15 protein-coding genes and 7 tRNA genes are annotated in these 23,004 nt (G+C 44.9%); 2 read left to right on the top strand and 20 right to left on the bottom strand.

The window, feature by feature from the left end:
- Positions 1 to 84 precede the first annotated feature (84 nt).
- The 3 genes from CLV93_RS02215 to CLV93_RS02225 form a co-directional block, all read right to left on the bottom strand.
- Positions 85 to 157: transfer RNA gene (locus CLV93_RS02215), tRNA-Phe, on the bottom strand.
- Positions 158 to 336: 179 nt separating this feature from the next.
- Positions 337 to 412: transfer RNA gene (locus tag CLV93_RS02220), tRNA-Phe, on the bottom strand.
- Between the two features lie 104 nt (positions 413 to 516).
- Complete coding sequence (locus tag CLV93_RS02225) at positions 517 to 2,928, bottom strand: TonB-dependent receptor (RefSeq protein WP_106540531.1); 2,412 nt, start codon at positions 2,926 to 2,928, stop codon at positions 517 to 519.
- Positions 2,929 to 3,091: 163 nt separating this feature from the next.
- Between CLV93_RS02225 and CLV93_RS02230 the strand changes: the two genes are divergently transcribed.
- Both CLV93_RS02230 and CLV93_RS02235 read left to right on the top strand, forming a co-directional pair.
- A complete protein-coding gene (locus tag CLV93_RS02230) occupies positions 3,092 to 4,312 on the top strand; it encodes a M16 family metallopeptidase (protein WP_106540532.1) in 1,221 nt (406 codons plus the stop codon).
- Positions 4,313 to 4,318: 6 nt separating this feature from the next.
- On the top strand, positions 4,319 to 4,981 hold the full coding sequence (locus CLV93_RS02235) for an O-methyltransferase (protein ID WP_174821571.1): 663 nt from the start codon (positions 4,319 to 4,321) through the stop codon (positions 4,979 to 4,981).
- Positions 4,982 to 5,006: 25 nt separating this feature from the next.
- Here the strand turns inward: CLV93_RS02235 and CLV93_RS02240 are convergent, their stop codons facing one another.
- From CLV93_RS02240 to secDF, 17 genes are all read right to left on the bottom strand, one after another.
- Positions 5,007 to 6,608, bottom strand: a complete 1,602-nt coding sequence (locus tag CLV93_RS02240; protein ID WP_106540533.1) for a hypothetical protein — start codon at positions 6,606 to 6,608, stop codon at positions 5,007 to 5,009.
- Between the two features lie 29 nt (positions 6,609 to 6,637).
- Positions 6,638 to 7,576, bottom strand: coding sequence for a hypothetical protein (locus tag CLV93_RS02245; protein WP_106540534.1), 939 nt, complete (start codon positions 7,574 to 7,576; stop codon positions 6,638 to 6,640).
- 152 nt (positions 7,577 to 7,728) lie between these two features.
- Positions 7,729 to 9,558 (bottom strand): lactonase family protein, encoded by a 1,830-nt coding sequence (locus CLV93_RS02250; protein ID WP_106540535.1) that lies wholly within the window; start codon positions 9,556 to 9,558, stop codon positions 7,729 to 7,731.
- Between the two features lie 42 nt (positions 9,559 to 9,600).
- Entirely contained in the window at positions 9,601 to 10,443 is an 843-nt protein-coding gene (locus tag CLV93_RS02255; RefSeq protein ID WP_106540536.1) for a hypothetical protein, read from the bottom strand.
- 963 nt (positions 10,444 to 11,406) lie between these two features.
- Positions 11,407 to 11,479, bottom strand: a tRNA-Gly gene (locus CLV93_RS02260).
- 46 nt (positions 11,480 to 11,525) lie between these two features.
- Positions 11,526 to 11,611, bottom strand: a tRNA-Leu gene (locus CLV93_RS02265).
- 6 nt (positions 11,612 to 11,617) lie between these two features.
- Positions 11,618 to 11,693, bottom strand: a tRNA-Gly gene (locus CLV93_RS02270).
- An 88-nt stretch (positions 11,694 to 11,781) separates the two neighbouring features.
- Positions 11,782 to 11,854 (bottom strand) — tRNA-Gly (locus tag CLV93_RS02275).
- Between the two features lie 91 nt (positions 11,855 to 11,945).
- Positions 11,946 to 12,018 (bottom strand) — tRNA-Gly (locus CLV93_RS02280).
- 123 nt (positions 12,019 to 12,141) lie between these two features.
- Positions 12,142 to 14,760, bottom strand: a complete 2,619-nt coding sequence (mutS, locus tag CLV93_RS02285; RefSeq protein ID WP_211297722.1) for a DNA mismatch repair protein MutS — start codon at positions 14,758 to 14,760, stop codon at positions 12,142 to 12,144.
- A 143-nt stretch (positions 14,761 to 14,903) separates the two neighbouring features.
- Positions 14,904 to 16,088 (bottom strand): Lnb N-terminal periplasmic domain-containing protein, encoded by a 1,185-nt coding sequence (locus CLV93_RS02290; protein WP_106540537.1) that lies wholly within the window; start codon positions 16,086 to 16,088, stop codon positions 14,904 to 14,906.
- Between the two features lie 70 nt (positions 16,089 to 16,158).
- Entirely contained in the window at positions 16,159 to 16,869 is a 711-nt protein-coding gene (locus CLV93_RS02295; protein WP_106540538.1) for a tRNA1(Val) (adenine(37)-N6)-methyltransferase, read from the bottom strand.
- A gap of 4 nt (positions 16,870 to 16,873) precedes the next feature.
- Positions 16,874 to 17,641: a TIGR02757 family protein gene (locus CLV93_RS02300; protein ID WP_106540539.1), complete on the bottom strand. Its 768-nt coding sequence runs from the start codon at positions 17,639 to 17,641 to the stop codon at positions 16,874 to 16,876.
- Positions 17,642 to 17,646: 5 nt separating this feature from the next.
- Positions 17,647 to 18,318 carry an ABC transporter ATP-binding protein gene (locus tag CLV93_RS02305; protein ID WP_246187182.1) on the bottom strand — a complete coding sequence of 224 codons (672 nt, stop codon included), beginning with the start codon at positions 18,316 to 18,318 and terminating at the stop codon, positions 17,647 to 17,649.
- A gap of 53 nt (positions 18,319 to 18,371) precedes the next feature.
- The gene (locus CLV93_RS02310; protein WP_106540540.1) at positions 18,372 to 19,358 is read right to left on the bottom strand and encodes a calcium/sodium antiporter; all 987 of its coding nucleotides are present in this window, start codon (positions 19,356 to 19,358) and stop codon (positions 18,372 to 18,374) included.
- 134 nt (positions 19,359 to 19,492) lie between these two features.
- A complete protein-coding gene (locus tag CLV93_RS02315) occupies positions 19,493 to 19,771 on the bottom strand; it encodes a Sec-independent protein translocase subunit TatA/TatB (RefSeq protein WP_106540541.1) in 279 nt (92 codons plus the stop codon).
- Positions 19,772 to 19,909: 138 nt separating this feature from the next.
- A complete protein-coding gene (gene secDF, locus CLV93_RS02320; RefSeq protein ID WP_106540542.1) occupies positions 19,910 to 22,924 on the bottom strand; it encodes a protein translocase subunit SecDF in 3,015 nt (1,004 codons plus the stop codon).
- Between the last annotated feature and the right edge of the window lie 80 nt (positions 22,925 to 23,004).

The following is a 23,004-nucleotide window of genomic DNA, read 5'->3' on the forward strand; positions in this document are numbered from 1 at the left end:
TAAATGATATATACATAGTGAAGGCCCATACCATCAACTTCGATAAAAACAAAAGAGGGAAAGATTCTCACCTTCCCCTCTTCGTGGTGCCACCTGGAATCGAACCAGGGACACACGGATTTTCAGTCCGTTGCTCTACCAACTGAGCTATGGCACCTACTCATTTGGTTTATCGGTTCGTCAAAAGTAAAGATTTTTTAGAAATCCCAAACTTTTGCCTCATCCGATTTCTTCAATAAACTCGTTAAAATAAAACCTTTCTAAATAACTATCCAACCCTATAAACTATGACACTTTCAGAAAAATACCGGAGCATTTCTGCTTCGGTATTTCATCTGGTGGTGCCACCTGGAATCGAACCAGGGACACACGGATTTTCAGTCCGTTGCTCTACCAACTGAGCTATGGCACCTTAATTTTGTTAAGCGCGGTGCAAAAGTAACGATTAATTTCTATGTGCCAAATTTCAGCTTAAAAATTTTTAAACCCGCTGTGACCGCACCTTCCAGCTGTTTATCAGAAATAAACTCGATACAAGACAGTTGGCACAAATCCCAGCTGATATTGTTCATCAACAGTTCCTGATTCCGGGTTGTAAAACCTTCTGAGCAGAATCTTCTCTCCTGTCAGATTGTGCAGGTTAAAAGATAGTTCATGACTCAACCAACGCATCGACCATTTCAATGTAACCCGGGCATCAATTCTAAACCAATCCGAGCCCCGGGTTGCATACCGCGATGCTTCATCATAAACGGTATGTCCGACCGCAACAGAGGTGCTGTCATCGATACCCGGCAAAGGCGAACCTCCCGAGTAAATGGCATGCATATTAATATCCAAGAGCCCGTTTTGTGCAAAGGGAAATTTCGTACCCAATACCAAATCTGATTTATAATTGCCATTAAAGGCCGTATTTCTCGTTGCTCCATCACTTGCCTTGTATTTCGAATCGTATAGCGCGCCGGAAAGACGGAAGTAATAACCGTGCATCAAATACTTATCGAGTTGCAGTTCCAGTCCTTTATTTTGCCCGGTTCCCTGGTTCACTAACGGATAAATGGAATAATCCCTGAAACCCGCACCGTAATTCATCATTGAAAAACTGCTCACATGTTGTTCTACCGGTACCTTCATCAATTGCTGAAAATAAATTTCGGCATGAAGGCGGAGGTTTCCATGAAAATTCCGGTCAATAGCTCCGACCAGCTGATGCATTCGCGTTGGACTTAAATTTCGGTTTCCTTCTGTTATCACTGTGCCTGTTTCATCTGCTTTGGTTTTCATGAAATACAGAAACATGGGTTGCAGCTGACTTTGAAGGCCATAACCAATGGAAACGATGGTCTTGTCGTTGTACTCGTGCCTGATGCTCAAACGTGGTTCAACAGATGCTGTTTGATTGAACGTGAAATAATTGGCATTCACTCCCACATAAACCGCTGTAGTGTTACCAAACTTGTGTTGCCAACCAGCGTCGGCCTGAACCTGTACTAAACCTTTTTCATTTGCATCGAGCAGTGTGTAATAGTTTTTAGGATAAACCTGCGTGACATTTCCTGTCAGGGTACTATCGGAAAAATTCACCTGGTGAATACGTGCTGAAACTCCGGCAACAATATAGTTATCAGCCGATGGTTTATGCTGAAACCGGGAAGAAAAAAACAGCTCCTGCTCTTTGTTGTTACTCCCGGCATCGATTTGGCGGAGACTGGTACTCCGATACATTTCCATCCGGGAAGTTCGTTCATACCCGGAGACCCCAACGGTTGTTTTGATGGAACTGATTCCCCGTTTCAAATAAATCTTATGTGAAAATCCACCCGTGTAAAGTGTTTCATCCAGATAATTATCAGTATTTGGCATGCCTCCGTAAACATAAAAGTTTTCGGATTGGGCTCCGGTTCCCTGGAGCATCTCCACCTTGTTTTTACCGCCGGTAGCAAATATGGAAAAGGTTCCGGCGAAACGGGTTGGGACATTTACCTTAATAGCCGCCTGTTGCCTGTCGGGAAATATTCCGGGAACAGCTTCTATCCCGCTTCCACTCAAAACGGAAGGGAGGGAATTCCGGTAATAAACCAGATAGGAAGATGAAGGCTTTCTGCTAATCGGCCCTTCAGCGGATACGGCGGTACCGAATGAGCCCATTTCCAGTGAATACCGACGATCGACGCGGTTACCGTTGCGGAATCGAAGATTGAACTTACCGGCCAATGCATCGATCGACCCGGCCGGAGAAGGGCCATAATCAACTTCTGATTTACCAACCAGAGCGTTGGGCAACAAAGGGTACGTACCTCCCGACAGCCCAATTTCGTGACTAAAATTAGGTGCCACAACGGGAATATCGTCGATTTGCCAAACCAGGCCCGTTGGCGAATTTCCCCGAATACTCAAATCATTCCTGCCATCCATTATTTGTCTGAAAGCGGGAAGTTCAGCAGCCATTTGAGCCGGATCTTCCTTCACATTGTCGGAAGCCTGAACATTTTCCCGGTTAAATGAAAATGCACTAACCGTGGCTGTTGCATTCCGGGCAATCCCGGGCTTGTACGGCCGGATATCGATGTCCTTCTTATTATCCGCGACCTTTTGGTCCAGCTCAATCATCCGGAATGCCTCTTTCCCGGTAACCACCTCAACGTTTCTGAGAAGCTGATTCTTGTAATCTTTTAACTCGATTACTATATCGTGAAGCCCAACTGGTACATTTTCAATTTCGAACCAACCGTTGAAATCTGATGAGGTTGTATAAAAACGGCTGGTTCCCCGAATCGTAATAGTTGCACCCGGAAGCGGGGCTTTGGTCTGATGATCGAGTACCACTCCTCTGAATGTTTCAACATGTTGAGCCGACACAGAACCACTCAACAACAAAAATGTAAAAATGAGTCCTATGACTTGAAGCAAGTTTCTTTTACCATCCATAATCTGCCGGGGAAATGATTAATAATTTTTCAATAAAAACGAATAAAAGCGAATTCTGTTATTTGATTCGTGGGAAATAGATAAAACAAGCGATGAACTATTTCAGGATAAAAAGGTACAAATAATTATTTTCCATACTTTTGCATCCTGATTAAGAGACAATATGAACTACTTCACATATACATTGCCCAACGGTATCAGGCTGATTCATCAGTATGTCGATTCGCCGGTAGCCCACTGCGGCGTCATTTTTAACACCGGGTCACGTGACGAAAAGTCAGATGAGCAGGGAATGGCCCATTTTATTGAACATACCATCTTCAAAGGTACCCACAAGCGGAAAGCGTATCATATACTCAGTCGACTGGAAGATGTAGGCGGCGAACTAAATGCCTACACGACCAAGGAAGAAACCGCGTTGTATGCTTCGTTCCTGAATGAATATTACAACCGAACTATTGAGCTGTTCAGCGATATTCTCATCAACAGTACCTTCCCCGAAAAGGAGTTGAAAAAAGAGAAAGAGGTTATTATTGAAGAAATCAACTCATACAACGACAGCCCTTCGGAACTGATTTTCGATGAGTTCGAAGACCTGGTATATGACGGTCACCCTATCGGGAGAAATATTCTGGGGACCCCCGAAAACATCAAACGGTTTAACCGGAACGATGTGAAACGATTCATCCGGGAAAACTACAATACCGATGAGATGGTAATTTGTTCGGTCGGAAAAATCACTCCGAAGAAATTTCAGAATCTGGTCGAGCGCCATTTCGCCCATGTTCCGGAAAACCCCAGAAAACATCAGCGAGAGAAATTCACCGGTTACAAACCGGAAACGAGGCTGATACACAAAGACACTTTTCAGGCACACTGTATCGTCGGGAATGAAGCTTATGACAGCAAGCATCCGCAACGCATGGCCATGATATTGCTGAATAATATTCTTGGCGGGCAATCAATGAACTCACGCCTCAATCTTTCGCTTCGTGAACGAAACGGAATGGCTTACAATGTCGAGTCGAGTTACACAGCGTATACCGATACCGGCATCATCAATATCTACTTCGGCACCGACAAGGAAAACCTCGAACGGGCCATCAAGCTTGTTAACCGGGAAATCAAAAAACTGCAAACCCAGGAAATGGGTAGTTTACAATTAAGTAAAGCGAAAAAGCAGTTGATCGGTCAGTTGGCGATGGCGCAGGAAAACCGGGAAGACCTGATGCTGACCCTGGGAAAAAGCTTCCTGCTGTACAACCGTGTTGACAGTCTCGAAAAAGTGAATGCCAAAATTGAAAAAGTAACCGCCGGTGAGTTAATGGAAATTGCCAACGAGGTGCTCGACAGGGAAAAACTCTCGACACTCATTTTTAAATAGCCAGCTATGCATCTTTCAATCGATCTCGAAAATTACATTCTGGAACACATTGAAGAGGAAGACCCGGTTTTGGCTCAACTCAACCGCGATACCCATGCCAAACAGCTTTATGCCCGAATGTGCTCCGGTCATTTGCAAGGCTCCATATTAACACTACTAAGTAAGCTGGTTCAACCAAAGCGAGTTCTGGAGTTAGGTACATTTACGGGCTATTCGGCGCTCTGCCTCGCAAAAGGTTTACAGCCCGGCGGCGTTTTACACACCATCGAAATCAATGATGAACTGGAAGATTTTGCCGCTCACTATTTCGAATTGGCCGGAATGCAGGAGAGAATTGTTCAGCACATCGGAGATGCAGCCACCATATTGCCCATCTTCAAGGAACCGTTTGATCTGATCTTCATGGATGCGGACAAACGTTCGTACCCGGAACACTACGAAATGGTTATTCCGCTGCTGCGGGAAGGCGGCATACTCATTGCCGACAATACGCTTTGGGATGAGAAAGTAATCGATGAAGAAGTTACAGACGAACAAACAGCCGGAATTCTTCAGTTCAACGACTTGGTAAAAAACGATGAGCGGGTGGAAACCTACCTTTTTCCCGTTAGGGACGGCCTGACCGTTTTACGCAAAAAAGGCACCGGCTTGCATTCCGATGCCCTTTAAGCGTAGTTAACTTGTGTGTATTTAATTATTGGGGTAAGGCAGGACAAACAACTGCATGGACAATGACATAGATGTTTCCGCCATTAAATCCATCCAGCGTATCATTCCAATTATTATCAGTAAGACCTTCGTCGACAATAGTAAACTTGCCCGGCGACAACGTATAAACAATATCGCCGTTGTTCTTTTCATAATGCGGAATCCGTGGATCGGGATCATCTCCAGCATCTCCTTCAGCAACCCATACATGAACCTCTGTCAGATCATAAGCAGACGATATGTTCAACAACAATGAAACCGATGAGCCATCATAGGTAACTGTTAGCGTTCCAGCGTTAATTCCGTTCTCCGGGTGACATTGTGGAGGGTCTTCGTTTTGTCCACCGCCGGCTCCAGCCAGCATGGTAAACTCGTAAGGAGTACCACTCGAAGCAAGCGGTCCATTGGTCCATCCCCAACGATTCGTAGAAATCAGGTAACTGTAGTTAAAAAAACAGCTACTGTAAGTCTCATTATAGGCGAAAGCCGTCTCGCAGCTACCTCCCGGATCATTTGGATCTTCCAGACAATTCAAATATTCCAAATGGATGAAGCGTGGATTATCAACACTGGGATCCGGAGCCATATCTACCTTTACCGTAATCCCTCGAACTTCATCAATCAGGATGGGCGCTCCAACATAAGATGTCAAACCGAGGTATTCAAGAATAATAGATTGGGGAATTGTTACCATAAAGACGTCTGAATAAATAATTTCTCCATTATTCAGTTCACCAAAAGCAGGCCGCATTTCTAATGTCAGTCCGTCGGTCATCTCGATTGCCGGAGCATACAACGGAAAACACACAGGATAAATACCCGTAATAGCATTGTTCTCGACTGTATAGTTGGGACCAATATCCCAGTAGGCATTACCAGAATTCACATCCGAAGGAACCCACGCCTCCAAATCGGCAGGATACACCTGGTGGTAGTTTTCCTGATCATTTTCATTGATGCAGTTAATAAATACGCAGACTTCGTCTCCCTGCACTATGTCATAGTCAAACCATTCGAATCCAAATGCCGGAGCTATTTGCTGATTGAAGCAAAGCAAGTCAATCTCAATCCGGTTCTTTTCGTATTTACCAACTGTAAACTCGAAGGGCAAGGATTCGGTAACATAATCCATGAAGGCAGAATTATTCTCTGGGGTTGCCATCACCATCCCGGTATTTTCAACTGTCCATCCGCCGTTTTGATCGATTTTCTGAACCAGTGCAAAACGCTCAATCGAATAGGTTGCATCAGCATTTAATTGAACCAGTTCCGAAGCCACACCTCCGCCGACTGCATCAAATGCGAGAAAGTAAGTCTCGTCAAAGGCATTCGGGCCAGTTAAACGAACCATCAACCGGTAGTTAGCAGCAGCATCCTCGCCAAGTAAAACTTCATCACAATCCAATTCCGCTAAAATGGCATCCAAATCCACGTTCCCGTTTTTCAGGCTAGTACCCGATTTTTCAGCGAAAAACGTGATGTCAACTTTTGATTTGCTGTTTCCTGTATCTTCAGTTCTCGAACAGGCCCAAACAACAAGCAGTAGTACGACAGCTGAAACCAAGCCATATATCCATCTATTTTTCATAAGTTCCTCTTTTTATAGCTTTCGGTTCGTTATGGTGCCACCGGACAGGGAATCTCATACAAGTAGTAGCCTTCACCTGCATTGACCGGGTCATTTTTCAATTCGTCGAGAATTTGATTCACTTCTACGGCAGTTATGATAAAATCAGCCTCCTGGCCGCCATCATAAACGATATGGACTCCTACACCGTAATCAGTTGCATCGCTCCACAACGGGAAACAAATCCATCCATCGCTCGAGTTTCCGGATGAAGCATAGATATCACCCACATTTTCCGCATCATTCATCGTACTAAAAGTTGCTGTATAATCCGCAGGCCCCCAAGTTTCTGTTCCATTACCAGTACATTGACTCACATACAAACAGATCTCATCACCAAGAATTACATTGACTCCGGTCCATACAAATCCAAAACTGGCTACATCGGTCGGCTCAAAACAGAGCACTTCCATTAGCAACCGCTTTTTCTGGTACAACTCAACCTCAAATTCATAATTAAGCTGGGTATTTACGTACTCCGAAAAAGGTGAACCGGCCACCGGAGTAGCCATAATGGTTTCGTAATGAGCAACTCCACCTCCATCGTCGATCAATTGGAGAACTTCGAATTTGGTGATAATATACGTACCCGGAAGTAACATGATGAGATCCGAAGCAACTCCGTCACCAACCGCATGCAGTGGCAAGATTTTATCCTGCATATCGTCGACTGGAACGGGATCACCCCCCTCCTGAGTCGGAGGTGTTGCAATGGAAATACGAATGGCATCAGCTGTTGCCAGTTCACAATCGTCAAGATAATAAGGCTCATCCGCCGCCGCCTTCAGGACTGAACCTCCTTTGGCTACCCCAATTTCCAACTGAGTGGAATAATCACGCGTTCCCCAATTGAACAGATCGTTACAGGAGAGTGCAGCAAGCGTAAAGAACAGAATTGCGACTGCCTTGAAAATATTTATTGTTTTCATAAGCATAAATTTTCAGGTTCGTTCATCGATTTCATTTCTCCCCTAGCGGGAAGCTTATTGCCTTTGAACCTGATATTTGTTCGAAAGCAGGCAATCATTTTACAGAGAATAACACCCTGCATTCAGCAGGATGTTATTCGTTTTTCATATCCTTAATTGGGACGAGCTCGGTTTAAAATGAACGGCGAAGCCAAATCACCATAAACGTAAGTGAAGTCAGGAATTGGGTTATATGTGGTGAAAGAGCCGGCAAAATCAAATGGAGTATCCCATCCTTTCAGGCCAACATCATTACCATGACCAGTGATGATTCGATCTCCCCCTTCGTACACCATGGCTCCGAATGTATTAACGAGTTTTGCTTCATTTTGCAACTCGGTTACATCTCCCGTGGCAAGATCTATTTCATGCACATAACTAGTACCGCCATTTTTACTGAAGCTCCACAAGGTGCTATGCCCCACATCATCTTTTACGGCAATCAAGTCACCCCCCGAAAAATCGACCGTCGGATCTAAGGTGATTTCATTGTACTCTGAATAGCTAAGACCATCCGGATCGAGAACATAGAACGTCAGCGCATCGGTATTCATATCTGCAGCAAACAGGGTATCATTCATATAAACCAACTGCGTAACTTTTTCCGGCACACTACCGCCGATACCGAAAGTTTGATAACTCATGGAATACAGATCATATACAAGAATCGTATTGCTAACGTCTGAATCAACTACATAAAGTTGACGGCGATTAGGTGCAACTGCAATATGCGGATCCCGTCCCATTTGTGTAAAATCGAGAATCTTGGTCATCAGCACATCCTCTCCATCGAACCGTAAAGCATATATTTCTGCAACCTGACCATCATTGTGTGATTCGAAATAGGCTGGTTTATGGCAATCACTTAACATGATGTGGATATACCGCGGGTTCTCGGCTTGCGGATCATCCGTTAATTCAACCTTCACCGTAATACCGTTTCCTAAATCTTCCGGAACCCCGGCATATTCAATTAAGCCAAGATATTCCATAATGATGTTGAGGGAGATACGCACCATTACACTATCTCCAAAAATCAGTTCTCCTCCGGCTGTTTTACCGAAAACAGGATTTAGTTGCAGTATCAAGCCATTCTCCATGTCTTCCAAAACATCATACAATGGGAAACACATCGGAGTTACAGCACCAATAATCTGACTCCCATCTCCGCCCTCCGGTGTAGTCAGCTCATAATTCGGTCCAACAACCCAATATGGAGCGTCGCCAGCCGGAATAACGGTTTCTCCTTCAACGGCTGTCTTCCATGCATAAATGTCGGAAGCAAATACCTGGTGATAGAATTCACGGTCATATTCATTAATACAGTTGATGAATATGCAAATCTCATCACCTTCCACGATGTTGTAGTCGAACCACTCAAAACCAAAGGCCGGAGCAATTTGCTGATTAAAGCAGAGGACATCGAAAACCAGGCGATTCTTTTGATATTCTCCGACCTCGAATTCAAACGGAAGAACATCTGTAACAAAATCCTGAAAAGCTGAATTGTCCATTGGTGTTGCCAAAAGGATTTTGCTATTGACTTCCGACCAGTCGACTTGTTCATCAATCTTTTCTACAATTTCGAACCGGGTCAGAAAATAAGTTCCGGGTGTTAACTGAACCAGATCCGAAGCAATGCCTTCACCAACCTGTGTATAACCCAGATAATAATCGGTTCCGCCATCCGGCAGTTGATCAGAAGTAGCAATCCGAACATGGACAGTTCCATAGTCGGCCCAATCGCAATCAAGCTCTGCCAGCATTTCGTCATAAGGAAGGTTGGCTGATTTTAGAACAGGCTTAGTTAAATTGGCCTGAAAAACCAAATCGACCTTTTGGGGTTCGTCAATGCTCATATCATCTTTCTTATTACAAGAAGACAAGAGCATGGCAAAAGGCACTGCAATTAGCAGTATTCTGAAAAGTAAATTTTTTCTCATTTCGGTAGAATTTAAGTTTCACATAAAACACGGATTTATATATCACGAATCACATCCTATTTCGAGATGGACATAATCAACCTCGCCGTTCACATATTTGTCGATTTCCTTTTTGGGGACCGGAATGATCAAAACAGTATTTTCCTCACCAATCGGTTGCAGTTCGAGAATGACCCCATTGCTGTAATCAGTAGGTAAGGCGATGTAAACCGGTTCAGGTTGTTCTTGAGAATTCAAATTATTTCCGGTAGCCAGAACATCCACCGGATTTTGTTCAGCATCCGCTGTATAAGCAGTAAATTCATAGGAAAGCACCTCATGGAAATTCTCTCGATTTCCGGCATTACACCGGTTGATAAAAAGATAAAAACCAGAAGCTTCCGTCAACTGATTAACTTGTCCCGCACTACCTTCGGCCTGCGTTTCCAGAAAGGAAAGACTCAGGCATCGGACATCCAGAACGGTGCGGCCGCCTGCAGAAGTACGGAAAGTGCAGTTCTTTGTGCTGTTAATTTTGTAAGTAACCGCAAAGTGAGGCGCAGAAATCAACTGCACTTTTTCCAACCGGTGAATCGTAAATTTAGTCAGCTTATAATCCGCCGGAGGAACGGGAATCGAGCGGGAAATGTATCGCCCATCCTGAAAACTCATGGAAAGAGGATAGTTTAGGGCCGTAACAACTCCATCAGAACGCAGCAATGTGATTTCCGCATCAAAATCAGCTTTGGGAGGATACACCTCGAGACTGTTGAACGCATCTTCCAGAGACACCTGGATGTACAATCCGTTCTCCAGTTTCAGTAAATCATCTTCCTGATTACTGCAGGAAATCGTAGTTAACGCGAGCAATGAAAGTATAATGAGGTTAGTCAGTTTATTTTTCATAACATTGAACAGATTACTTAGGTATTGTCCGATTATCAGAGCATAACATACCACCCCGACATGGATTACTACTTGCATGTATCGCATAGCTATCCACGTCAGGAAATTATCCCTATAATCAAACGGAAGAATAAACACTGAAGAATTCAGTCTGGAAGTGAAAGGGGGAGATTGTCAATCAATCCATTAACAGCATAAAACACTGTTTTACGACCCTTAGTACATGATTAGACTGGCTTCAGGATTAACATAATAGGTTTTAGTTTTCGTTCTACATAGGTGCAATCGTTATCAACTTACTGTGGTTAGGCCAGAAAGCCGGAAGAACTTTACATTTCCGATTCAACGAAAATCAATGCACTTTCGATAATTCTACGTTTAAAGGTGCAGCCAAAGGCAGACAGGACTGCCTTTACTGAAATAATTTGTGGACTACACCTCTGAGCTTCGTGCCATCATTTTCCATTTCATGACAGCAATGGAGTTTTTCATTCAAGGCTAATAAAAATCCTTGGTGAGAACAGGTTACTTAGTTTTCAATCCTTAACGGATACATAAATTTAAGGCATTCAAAAAGTAAACACAAGACATTAACAAAAAAATAAACAAAAAGAAAGACCATATCATCTTATTTATCAGAAACTTAACTAAATAGTTATTACCAATATACTAACCACCATATTTGTTATTATTTTCGGTTATTGTCATCTAATATTCCTATACTTTATATGCTAAATTATTATTATGAAATCTTTTTACAAACAAAAGACACCCCATAACAAACCTTTAATTATCATATAATTAAACTGACATTTCCGGTCGCATAACTAATCGCTGTCCTATTACGAATAATACCGGTTTAAGATGACAAATTTATTGAGCAAACAATCAAGATATACTGTTTAAAAGGAGAGATTAAAACCTGGAGAAAATAAAAAAGCCCCCGAAAATTCGGAGGCCTCGAGCGGGAAACGAGACTCGAACTCGCGACCCCAACCTTGGCAAGGTTGTGCTCTACCAACTGAGCTATTCCCGCGTAAAGAACGGAGCCATTAAGAATAATTGCTCCGTTACCCTAAACGTACCCAGAGCGGGACTTGAACCCGCACGGCCATTACTGGCCATTGGATTTTAAGTCCAACGTGTCTACCAATTCCACCATCTGGGCATCCTTTGGAGCGGGAAACGAGACTCGAACTCGCGACCCCAACCTTGGCAAGGTTGTGCTCTACCAACTGAGCTATTCCCGCATTCTTAGGATTTTTGACAAATTCAACCTAAAGAATTACTCTTTCAGTCTGTTTGTCTTCAATATGAAATGAACATTTTGCAAAGCTGAGCGGGAAACGAGACTCGAACTCGCGACCCCAACCTTGGCAAGGTTGTGCTCTACCAACTGAGCTATTCCCGCATTCTTAAATGATTGACAAAAACCTTTTAAAAAGTACTTTGACTTTTTCGCATTTGCCAGCCGCAATAAAATGAACGTTATTCAAAAACTGAGCGGGAAACGAGACTCGAACTCGCGACCCTAACCTTGGCAAGGTTATGCTCTACCAACTGAGCTATTCCCGCATGTGCTTCCGCTTAAATCCTGCGATAGCGGACGCAAATATATAAACATTTTTCCTTTCGCTGAAAAATCAAATTGATTTTATGACCGTTTTTTCGTTAAACAGCCCCCGCTCTTCACAAAATCTACTGACCAGCAATTTTTTTGATTTCGTTCAGCTTATTTAATGCCTCCACAGGTGTCAGGTTATTGATGTCCAGATTAGCGATTTCATCCCGAATCTGTTTCAATACCGGATCGTCCAACTGAAAAAAACTAAGCTGCAAACCTTCCCGGTTTCCGGCGATTTCGCCAACCGGTTTGGCCGGATATTCCTTTCGGTTGCTTTCTTCCAGTTGCTTCAGGATATCGTCGGCGCGTTTCACCACACTGGGTGGCATTCCGGCCATCCGGGCCACGTGAATACCAAAACTGTGATTGCTCCCGCCCCGAACCAGCTTCCGTAGAAAAATAACTTTATTCCCAACTTCTTTTACCGTGACGTTGAAATTCCGTACCCGGTCGAACGATTTCTCCATCTCGTTCAATTCATGGTAATGGGTAGCGAAAAGCGTTTTGGCACGGGCTTTTGGATGTTCATGAATGTATTCCACAATCGACCAGGCGATGGAAATTCCGTCGTAGGTACTCGTACCTCGGCCCAATTCGTCGAGTAAAATGAGGCTTCGCTCCGAAAGGTTATTCAAAATACTGGCCGCTTCGTTCATTTCTACCATGAAAGTCGATTCGCCCAGCGAAATATTGTCCGAAGCTCCGACACGTGTGAAGATTTTATCGACAAACCCGATTTTCGCGGCTTCCGCCGGAACAAAACTTCCCATCTGGGCCATCAGCACAATCAATGCCGTTTGTCGCAGTAACGCCGATTTACCGGCCATGTTGGGTCCCGTAATAATGATAACCTGCTGTTCGTCGCTGTCGAGATAAACGTTGTTCGCAATGTAAGTCTCACCTATCGGGAGTTGTTGCTCGATGACCGGGTGGCGACCGTCTTTGATATCGATGACCGTAGAATCATTCACTTCCGGCCGCCGGTATTCGTTCTCTTCAGCTGTGGTCGCAAAAGACAGCAAACAGTCGATTCGGGCCAGAATAACGGCATCGAGTTGAATGGCCTGGATGTAATCGGAAATGGAGAAAACCAGGTCGGAAAAAAGTTTCGACTCCAATTCCATGATGCGTTCTTCGGCACCCAGAATCTTGGTTTCGTATTCTTTCAGCTCCTCGGTGATGTATCGCTCGGCACTAACCAGTGTTTGTTTGCGAATCCATTCCGGCGGAACCTTATCCTTGTGTGTATTCCGTACTTCGATGTAGTAACCGAACACATTGTTGAAACCGATCTTCAGTGACGAAATGCCTGTCCGTTCAATCTCCCGATCGACAATTTTCTTCAGGTAATCTTTTCCTGAATACGCAATTCCTCTCAGCTCGTCCAGTTCTTCCGAAACCCCGTCGGCAAGTACACGCCCCTTTCCGATTTGAGTAGGCGGTTCAGGAACCAGTTCCTTTTCAATACGCTCCTTGACGGATGTACAGGGATTCAATTGCTCGGCATACCGCTGAAGACTTTCATTCCCCGATTCGCCGCATGCTTTTTTGATGGGCTCAATGGCAGCCAGCGAATTTTTCAACTGCACCACTTCCCTCGGATTGATCCGACCTGTAGCTACTTTGGAAATAATGCGTTCGAGATCGCCAATTTGACGGAGCGATTCCTCCAGCTCCTCTTTTAATCCCAGGTGCGAAACAAAATGTTCCACCACGTCGAGCCGCTCATTGATGGGCTTGATATCTTTCAGCGGAAGCGCCACCCACCGTTTCAGCAAACGGGCCCCCATGGGCGAAATGGTGCGGTCGATAACCTCCACCAGTGTTTTCGCGCCTTCGTTTATTGCCGAGAAAAGCTCCAGGTTGCGAATGGTGAACCGATCCAGCCAAACGTAACGGTCTTCTTCAATTCGCGATAAGCCGGTAATATGTTTAAGCTGATTATGCTGGGTCAGATCGAGGTACTGCAAAATTGCCCCCGAAGCGATGACGCCCAGCTGTAAGCCATGCACGCCGAAACCTTTCAGCGTTTTCGTTTCGAAATGACGCGTCAGCCGGTCAAAAGCAGCGTCTTCGGTATAAACCCAATCGTCGAGGGTGTAAGTATAGAATTTATGCCCGAACGTTTCCCGGAAAAGTTTTTCTTTTCCCTTCTGGAAAAGTACCTCCTTGGGCTGAAAACTGTTCAGCAACTTATCGATGTATTCGAAGTTTCCTTCGGCGGTCATGAATTCGCCGGTGGAAATATCGAGGAACGCCACACCGGCCATCTGCTTTTCAATGTGTAGCGAAGCGAGAAAATTGTTCTCACGATGCTCGAGGATATTGTCGTTGATGGAAACGCCCGGAGTCACCAACTCGGTAATTCCCCGCTTGACAATCTTCTTCGTGGTTTTCGGGTCTTCGAGCTGCTCACAAATGGCCACGCGCTGTCCGGCTCTGACCAACTTCGGCAGGTAAGTGTCGAGTGCATGGTACGGAAATCCGGCCAGTTCCACATAACTTGCCGAACCATTGGCCCGGCGGGTTAGGGTTATACCCAAAATTTCAGCCGCTTTAATGGCATCTTCTCCGAAAGTTTCGTAAAAGTCGCCCACACGAAACAGCAACACAGCGTCGGGATGTTTCGACTTGACGCTGTAATATTGCTTCATCAGCGGGGTTTCGACATATTTTTTTGTGTTTTTTGCCAAAGGAAATCAGGTTTTATCAATCTGCGAAAACAAATATAGGAACAATCCAACGGTCGGAAAAGTGTCTTATTTCTCCGTAACCGGAAGTTTTCAACAAGCAGTCTGCGTCCGTTGTTTTGCCTACTTAAATAATATTGTCGACTCTATTTATTTTTTCGTAAGCGGATATCCTCCAATACATGTTTCCCCGAACGCAGTACCAATATCAGCGAAAGCGGAATAACCAACCAATGGAAAGTTTGTGGCAACAGCGGCATGCTTACCAGGAATAAAACCAATAAACCAGCCGTAAACCAATGATAACCTTTCAGTTTGTTCCGTAGTGGTTTTACCAGCAAAACAAAGGCAAACAAGAAATGTGTTGGCAAGGCCCAGATGAGATTCAGGTTCCAGCCTGTTGCCGGATGAGTGGAAACAAACGTCAGGAAAGCCAATACCAAACCAGCAACTCCGAACGCTAGATAAATGATAAAGTCGAGCCAAATGCCGGCTTTCTTTTTCCGATATTGCCAAACGGTTATTACCAGAACAAGAACGAAAAGAGCCAGAATTATATTAACGGGCGACCAAAGTTCCGCCTTGAATTTCTTTGGAGGAGCTTCATAGATAGTGGTTCGCGGGAGACATAGTGGAACATCAACCGAATCCCGGGGAACTTTCGCCTCTCCAAAGTCTTTCGAGACATAATCAGGCAGGAACATTTTCTGATAATAGGTGATATTTTTGTCGGCAGGAACGCCCAACGCCAGTTTGATTCCCAGCCCCGACCAGGTATTTCCGGGTACGTACCGATCGAGTAAATCCCGGAAAGTCACTGGCTTTTCCTTCTCCTTTGCCCAGATAATTTTATTGTTCAACACCTCTTCTACCCTGTCGCGTATGCGCGTTGCACAGTTATCGAAAAAGAAGTTGTAGCGGTAAACACGATTTTCAGGCTTGGCATTTTTCACCAACAAATCGAACAAATGCTGTCTTTCATCCGGTGTCAAATTGATTTCCTGCTCGTACACACTTCGTTTATAATAAATGTACTCCTGCATAAAATCGGAAAAATACTGCACCGCCAACATGTAATCGGTTTCGCCTTTCGCAAAACGATAGACAAAGTTGGGCGCATCGAAGCTGAATACACCGTAGTTGAATACCAGATCGATTTTCTTGCCCGGGTCGTGTACCCGCAAAGCCGTATGTCCAAAATAGGAATAGATTTCATTTCCGGGTTCGCAGGTCAACAGTGAAATACGGGCTGTCGGAGACAACTGGTTAGCGCGCGATGCCTGAAAAGACAACGTGAACAGCAACAGGAGAAGCAAAAATTTTCGAGTCATAACGCAGGGATGAAAATATTTTTGTTGGCTAAAAATAAGAAACAGCCGGAGAATGTCCGGTATTTCCTTTTTAAAGTTTTAGATAATAGTCTTTTGTCAAAGTCCGGTAGGCTTCCGTGTAATTTCCGTCGGTATCACGAATACACAATTCGCTTACCTGACGGTCACCCGGCTTTTTACTGAATTCCAACAAAACACGATTGGCTGGTTTTCCTTCCCGGGGAATCACATTGAGCACTTTTACCAGGTAAAATCCACTCAAGCGCGCCGTCTCCCTGAATTCATCGTATGCGTCAAATGGGACGATAACAGACAGTCTGCCTTCCGGCGAAAGCTTTGTAGCTGCACCGTCAATCAATTCGGAGAAAGACAGATTTTCATGATGCCGGGCAGATGTTCTGTTCTTATCCGGCGAAAGCAGGGAGTTTGCAAAAAAAGGTGGATTGCTGACAATTAAATCGTACCGGTCGGGCATTTCGTCGATGAATTCCTGAAAAGAAGAATGAAAGACAGTTACCCGGTTGGACCATGGCGACGCCACCACATTCTGATTCGCTTCGCAAAATGCCACGGGCTCAATCTCCACCGCGTCAACAACGGCATCCGATCGTTGTGCCAGCATCAATGCTACCAAACCGGTTCCGGCCCCGACATCCAAAATGCTTTTGGCTCCGGATACATCGGTCCACGCACCGAGAAGCACACCATCTGTTCCCACTTTCATGGCAGCCTTTTCCTGTCTGATTGTAAACTGTTTAAAGGTAAATGACTTTGATTCCATTGGTTTAAAATTTCTCAAACACGCCCAAGCCAAAGAGGGCAAAATCGTATTTAACCGGATCGTCCCGATCGAAATCCCGCAGCCGGGAAGTCAGTTCGTCTACCGCCTTCCAGTCGTTTTGCTTCCGCTTCAACAGGCCTAGTTTTCGCGCCACATTGCCCGAATGCACATCCAATGGCATCATCAGCGCTGAAGTCGGGATATCTTTCCACAATCCGAAATCAACTCCGGTGGAATTATCCCGTACCATCCAACGCAGAAACATGTTGATGCGCTTGGCGGAAGAACCTTTCAACGGATTGGCGACATGCTTCAGTGTTCGCTTTTCCGGCTGGTAACTCAGAAATTTTTCCCGGAAACGAACGATACCCGACATCATACTTCCATCCTGCTGAAATCCTTCAGTGAATAGTGTTTCCAAACTACTCCCGCTTCGGTAAATTTCGCGTAAAGCGTGAAGAAAATAGCGACAATCTATTCCATTAAACGTTCGATGCACAAATTCATCAAACCGCTCAAAATCCGTAGTTTCGTTTTGTGTGATGAATTCAAAAGGCCGGTTGTCCATCCAATCCATCAGTTTCGAAGCGTTGCGAATAATAGTCGGACGCTGTCCCCAGGCAATGGTCGCAGCCAGAAATCCGGCTATTTCGATATCCTCCTTGCGGGAAAAAAGTCGTGGAATGGAAAGGGGATCGGTTTCGATAAACCGTGGGTGGTTATATAAAAGATATTTTTCGTCGAGAAAGTTTTTCAGTTCCTGCTCGGTCATGCGTCCTAATTCTCAATCACACCATCGCGGATGCGCAACATCCGGTCGGTGGTTTTGGCAAAATGTTCATCGTGCGTAACAATGATGAACGTCTGCTTAAATTTTTCTTTCAACTGGTAGAATAGCGAGAAAAGATCTTCCTGGTTACGAGAGTCCAGGTTTCCGGAAGGCTCGTCGGCCAGAATCACAGAAGGATCGTTAATCAACGCCCGGGCAACAGCCACCCGCTGTTTTTCACCTCCCGACAACTCCGACGGTTTGTGATGAAAACGGTCTTTCAGGTCGAGACTTTCCAGCAACTCCTGCGCCTTAGCCTCTACCTCTTTCCGGTCACGTTTCGAAATATACCCCGGAATACATACATTCTCGAAAGCTGTAAATTCAGGAAGCAGGTGGTGAAACTGGAAAACAAAACCTATTTCGCGGTTCCGGAAACGGGAAAGCTCCCGCTCGCCCATCTTGAATACTTCCTTTTGATTGATGTGAACTTTTCCTCCGTCAGGTTTTCCCAAGGTACCCAGAATTTGCAGCAACGTCGTTTTTCCGGCACCACTGGCACCAACAATTGCCACCACTTCGCCCTGGTAAACTTCCAACGATACTTTTTTCAACACCTGTAAATCCCCAAACGACTTGGTGATATTGGTTGCCTGTAATATGATGTTCTTCTTATTCATTTTTGTCTTTAATCACCGCTTTTTCGCGTTAGCTAAAAATACCGAAAAAAACCTTAGATAATGGAAACGACGTAAACGACGTAAAATACGAAAAGTAAAAATCCTTCGATACGCAAAAGATGTCCGCCTTCCAAATTCTGAAGCGCTGATAAATTGTGCCACCCGGATTCACGCAATACAGCTAAATTCTTCCGCAAGGGAATAACAAATAACAACAGGGCCAAGGCAAATCCGAGCATCCAGATGACATCAATTCTGAACGAAGCAAAATCGACGGGAATAGGATGAATGGCAGCAGTCAAACCAATTACTCCGAGCAAATTGAAAATATTGGACCCGATGATGTTCCCAATGGATATGTCGGCTTCCTTTTTAATGGCCGCCATTACCGATGCAGCAAGTTCCGGAAGACTGGTTCCGAATGCCACTACCGTGATAGAAATAATCCGCTCGGTCACGCCAAGACTTCGGGCGATCGTCGACGCTCCTTCAATCAATATGCGTGAGCCAAAAGCCAATGCGACAACCGAGACTGCAATAATCAGAAAACCTACCGGGACGGAATAACGAGGCGGAAGGATTTCATGTGCTTCTTTCTGTCGCCTTGAACGTTGAAAGCTTTTCCTTATAAACCAAAGCAGAGCGACAAAAAAGAAAATTCCTTCTACGCGGCCAACGTGTCCGTTCATGATGAACAGATAAAACATTATACTGGCAATGAACATCACCGGCCACGCAAATCGGATGGTTTCCCGCTTCACCGGCATCACCATTAGTGTTCCGGTAAGTCCCAACACCAAAGCAATGTTGGCAATATTCGAACCGACCACGTTTCCGATGGAAATTTCGGGGTGACCGGAAATAGCTGCATCCAAACTCACGATAAACTCGGGAGCCGACGTACCAAACGCTACAACCGTAATTCCGATAACCAGCGTCGAAACTTTAAAATGACGGGCCAGACTTACGCCTCCCCTCACCAACAAATCTCCGCCGGTAAGCAACAGAATCAAACCACCTAATAACTTCAGATATTCCACAAAGGATGTTTAAGTAGTATTTTGTTTTACTTCTCTTCTATAAAATAAAAACCTCCTTTCGCTCCGTGGCGAAAAGAGATCTCCTACATTAAAAACAACAGATGTCGACACCTTACGGTTTACCCGACAAGACATCATTTCTTCTTATCCTCAAGCTCTTCCTCTATTTTCCGGCTAAGCTTGTTGGATTCACTATTGACCGAATCGGTGAAGTTATTGACGTCCTTCTTGATATCTGAGGTATGGCTCTCGAACTCACGCTGAATATCACTTGTTGCTTTCTTGAATTCGCGCATACCTTTTCCTAACGTCCGCGCAATCTCAGGAATACTGTTCGCTCCGAAAAACAGCAGCGCCAGCAACAGGACAAGAACCAACTCTGAACCACTCACAAAGAGCAACACATTCCCCATAGTAATTGATTTTGAACAAATATAACATTCATCTGCCAATTGTCATCGCCCCAAATCAGATTTTAAATCTGCATCATAAAAAAAGCCCGATCACCAATGTGACCGGGCATATCTTAAAAGAGAAGTCTCTTTATATTCTTACTTTTTCCCCTTCTTGGTAGCAATACGTTTCACTGTATCGTATACAATCGGAGTTGCAATGAATACCGAAGAATAGGTACCGACAACCACACCCATCATCAATGCGAAGGTAAATCCTTTGATGGAAGTACCACCGAACAGGAAGATGGCCAGCAATACCACGAAGGTAGAGAGCGATGTACTGAACGTACGACGCAGCGTACTGTTAATAGCAGAGTCCATCACATCTTTCCGGTCATGCTTCGGATGGAGGTGGAGGTACTCACGGATACGGTCGAATACAACCACCGTATCGTTTATGGAGTAACCAAGCACCGTTAGAATGGCGGCAATGAAGGCTTGGTCGACCTCCAGCGAGAACGGTAACCATCCATCGAACAGGGCAAACATTCCCAACACAATGAAACTATCGTGTGCCAATGCGACAATCGCACCAAGAGAATACTGCCACTGACGGAATCGTATTAAGATGTAGAGGAAGATGATAACCAGTGCAAAGAAGATGGATATCAACGCATCCTTTCGAATATCATCCGAAATGGTTGGTCCGACTTTCTGCGAACTCATCCGGTAATTGGCCAGGAAGTCCTTTTCCGAAGTATTCGCCGGAAGGAAGGATTTCACCCCATCGTACAACTTCGCTTCAATATCGGCATCCACATTGTTTCCATCCTCATCGATACGATAGTCGGTTGTGATACGTACCTGGTTATCGCCACCGAAGGTTTTCACCTCAGGAGCGGAACCAAACTCAGGTGTCAGGGCATTCATCACTTTCTCAACCTGAACCGGATGTTCAAATCGAACTACGTATGTACGACCTCCTTTGAAGTCAATACCATAATTCAGCCCTTTGAATACCAAGGCAAACAGTGCAATGGCAATCATCGTTCCGGAAACGCCGTAGAAAATCTTCCGCTTGTCGAGGAATTTAATTGTTGGATTCCTCAGCCATTCGGCGGTCATCGATGCAACGAATTTGATTTTGCGATCTTTCGCTAACCAACGTTCAAAAATCAGACGGGTAATGAAGATGGCAGTGAACATCGATGTCAGGATACCGATAATAAGCGTGGTAGCAAAACCCTTAATCGGACCAGAACCGAACAGGTAAAGTACAACACCAGTCAGCAACGTAGTTACCTGACCGTCGATAATCGCTGAATAAGCATTCCGGTAACCGTCCTGGATGGCGAGCTTCATTCCCTTACCGGCTTTCAGCTCTTCCTGAACACGTTCATAAATCAGCACGTTCGCATCCACCGACATACCGATGGTCAATACGATACCCGCGATTCCCGGTAGGGTAAGCACAGCACCCAACGATGCCAGAATACCGATAATATAGAAGAGGTTCGCTATCAGCGCAACGTTGGCAACCATACCAGCGCTACCGCTATAGAAGAACAACATATAAAGAAGGATGAGCACAAAGGCAATCACGAACGACCACATACCGCTGCGAATCGATTCTTTACCCAGTGTCGGTCCTACAATTTCTTCCTGAACAATATGTGCCGGAGCAGGCATTTTACCGGACTTCAGCATGTTTGCAAGGTCCTTCGCCTCATTTACCGAGAAGTTTCCGGTAATGGAAGAACGACCTCCGGTAATTTCACCCTGTACTGTCGGGAACGACTGAACCAGACCGTCGAGCACAATAGCGATTGACTTACCGACATTTTCACGTGTCAGACGAGCCCATGTTTTTGCTCCTTCACTGTTCATGGTCATGGTCACCTCACTGGTGGCGCGGTTCTGACCAAATTCCTGACGCGCATCGGTGATTACATCTCCGGTAAGTGGCGCTTTACCATCGCGGTTGGTCACTTTCAAAGCAACCAACTGATAGTAATTGCCTTCCTTATCCATCGGCTTCGCTGTCCAGCGGAACATCATGTTGCGCGGGAAGATGGAACGAATCTGCGGCATTTTCAGATACTTGTCAACCCGGGCAGTATCTTTAAAGTGCGCATAACCAACAACCGGTCCACGGAACAACTGTCCGTCGCGTGAAGTATTCGGCGACAAAACAGAGAAGAGCGGGAAGTTTTTAGCAATATCGGCAGCTGAACTGGCAGCAAGCGAATCTTTACTTTGCGCCTTATCCAATTCATTCAACAGCCCGGTACCCGTGGTATCTTTCTTCGCTTCCGCGGTTTTGCTCGCTGGTGCTGCTTCAGCAGTTTCTGTTTTCTGAGTAGTATCCTGAGCAACCGTGTTTTCACCGGTCTCATTCATTTCGCGCAAACGCTGGTTTGCTTTCAGCAGGTAAGGATATACCTCACTGTTTTCCCAGGTCTCCCAGAACTCCAACTTCGCAGTTCCTTCCAACAGTTTCCTGACACGATCAGCATCCTTTACACCCGGCAATTCGATAAGAATACGGCCTTTGGTCTGTAGTTGCTGAATATTCGGTTGAGCAACACCAAAACGGTCGATACGATTACGCAGAATATTGAAGGCATTATCGATGGCACTATCGGTCTCTTTCCTGATAACCTGCAATACCTGTGCGTTGGTCGAATTGTAATTCACCTTGTCACGCAGGTCAACCGTATTAAAGATGGCCGCTAAACGACCATTGGGATCAATCTGTTCGAAAGATTGTCCAAAAAGGGTTACGAAATCTTCCTGGCTGTTTTTCTGGCGTTCTTCCGCCATTTTCAGCGCAGCAACAAATGTTGAATCTTTGCTGTAATTAGCCAACGAACGAATCAGATCCGGAACCGAAATCTCCAGGGTTACGTTCATACCACCTTTCAGGTCAAGACCGAGGTTCATCTCGTATTCTTTCACTTCACGGTAAGTATATTTACGAATTCCCAGGAAATTAAATACGGGCTGTCCGGCAACTGAATCGAGATAATACGTTTCACGTTGAGGATTCCCGTTTGCGTACTCCAGAGCATCCTTCTCGACCTGTTTGGCCTTGAAAGTAAAGGTTAGCTGGTAAACACAAATTAAGGCTAGCAGGATTGCAAAAAGCCTTATCAATCCTTTATTCTGCATTGGGATATCAGTTTAATTTTCCTATGTAATTTGACAATTTTATACGTTTTCAGCTTAGCACGCAAAGATATTTATTTTTT

This window comes from Prolixibacter denitrificans (assembly GCF_003014495.1).
Classification (GTDB): domain Bacteria; phylum Bacteroidota; class Bacteroidia; order Bacteroidales; family Prolixibacteraceae; genus Prolixibacter; species Prolixibacter denitrificans.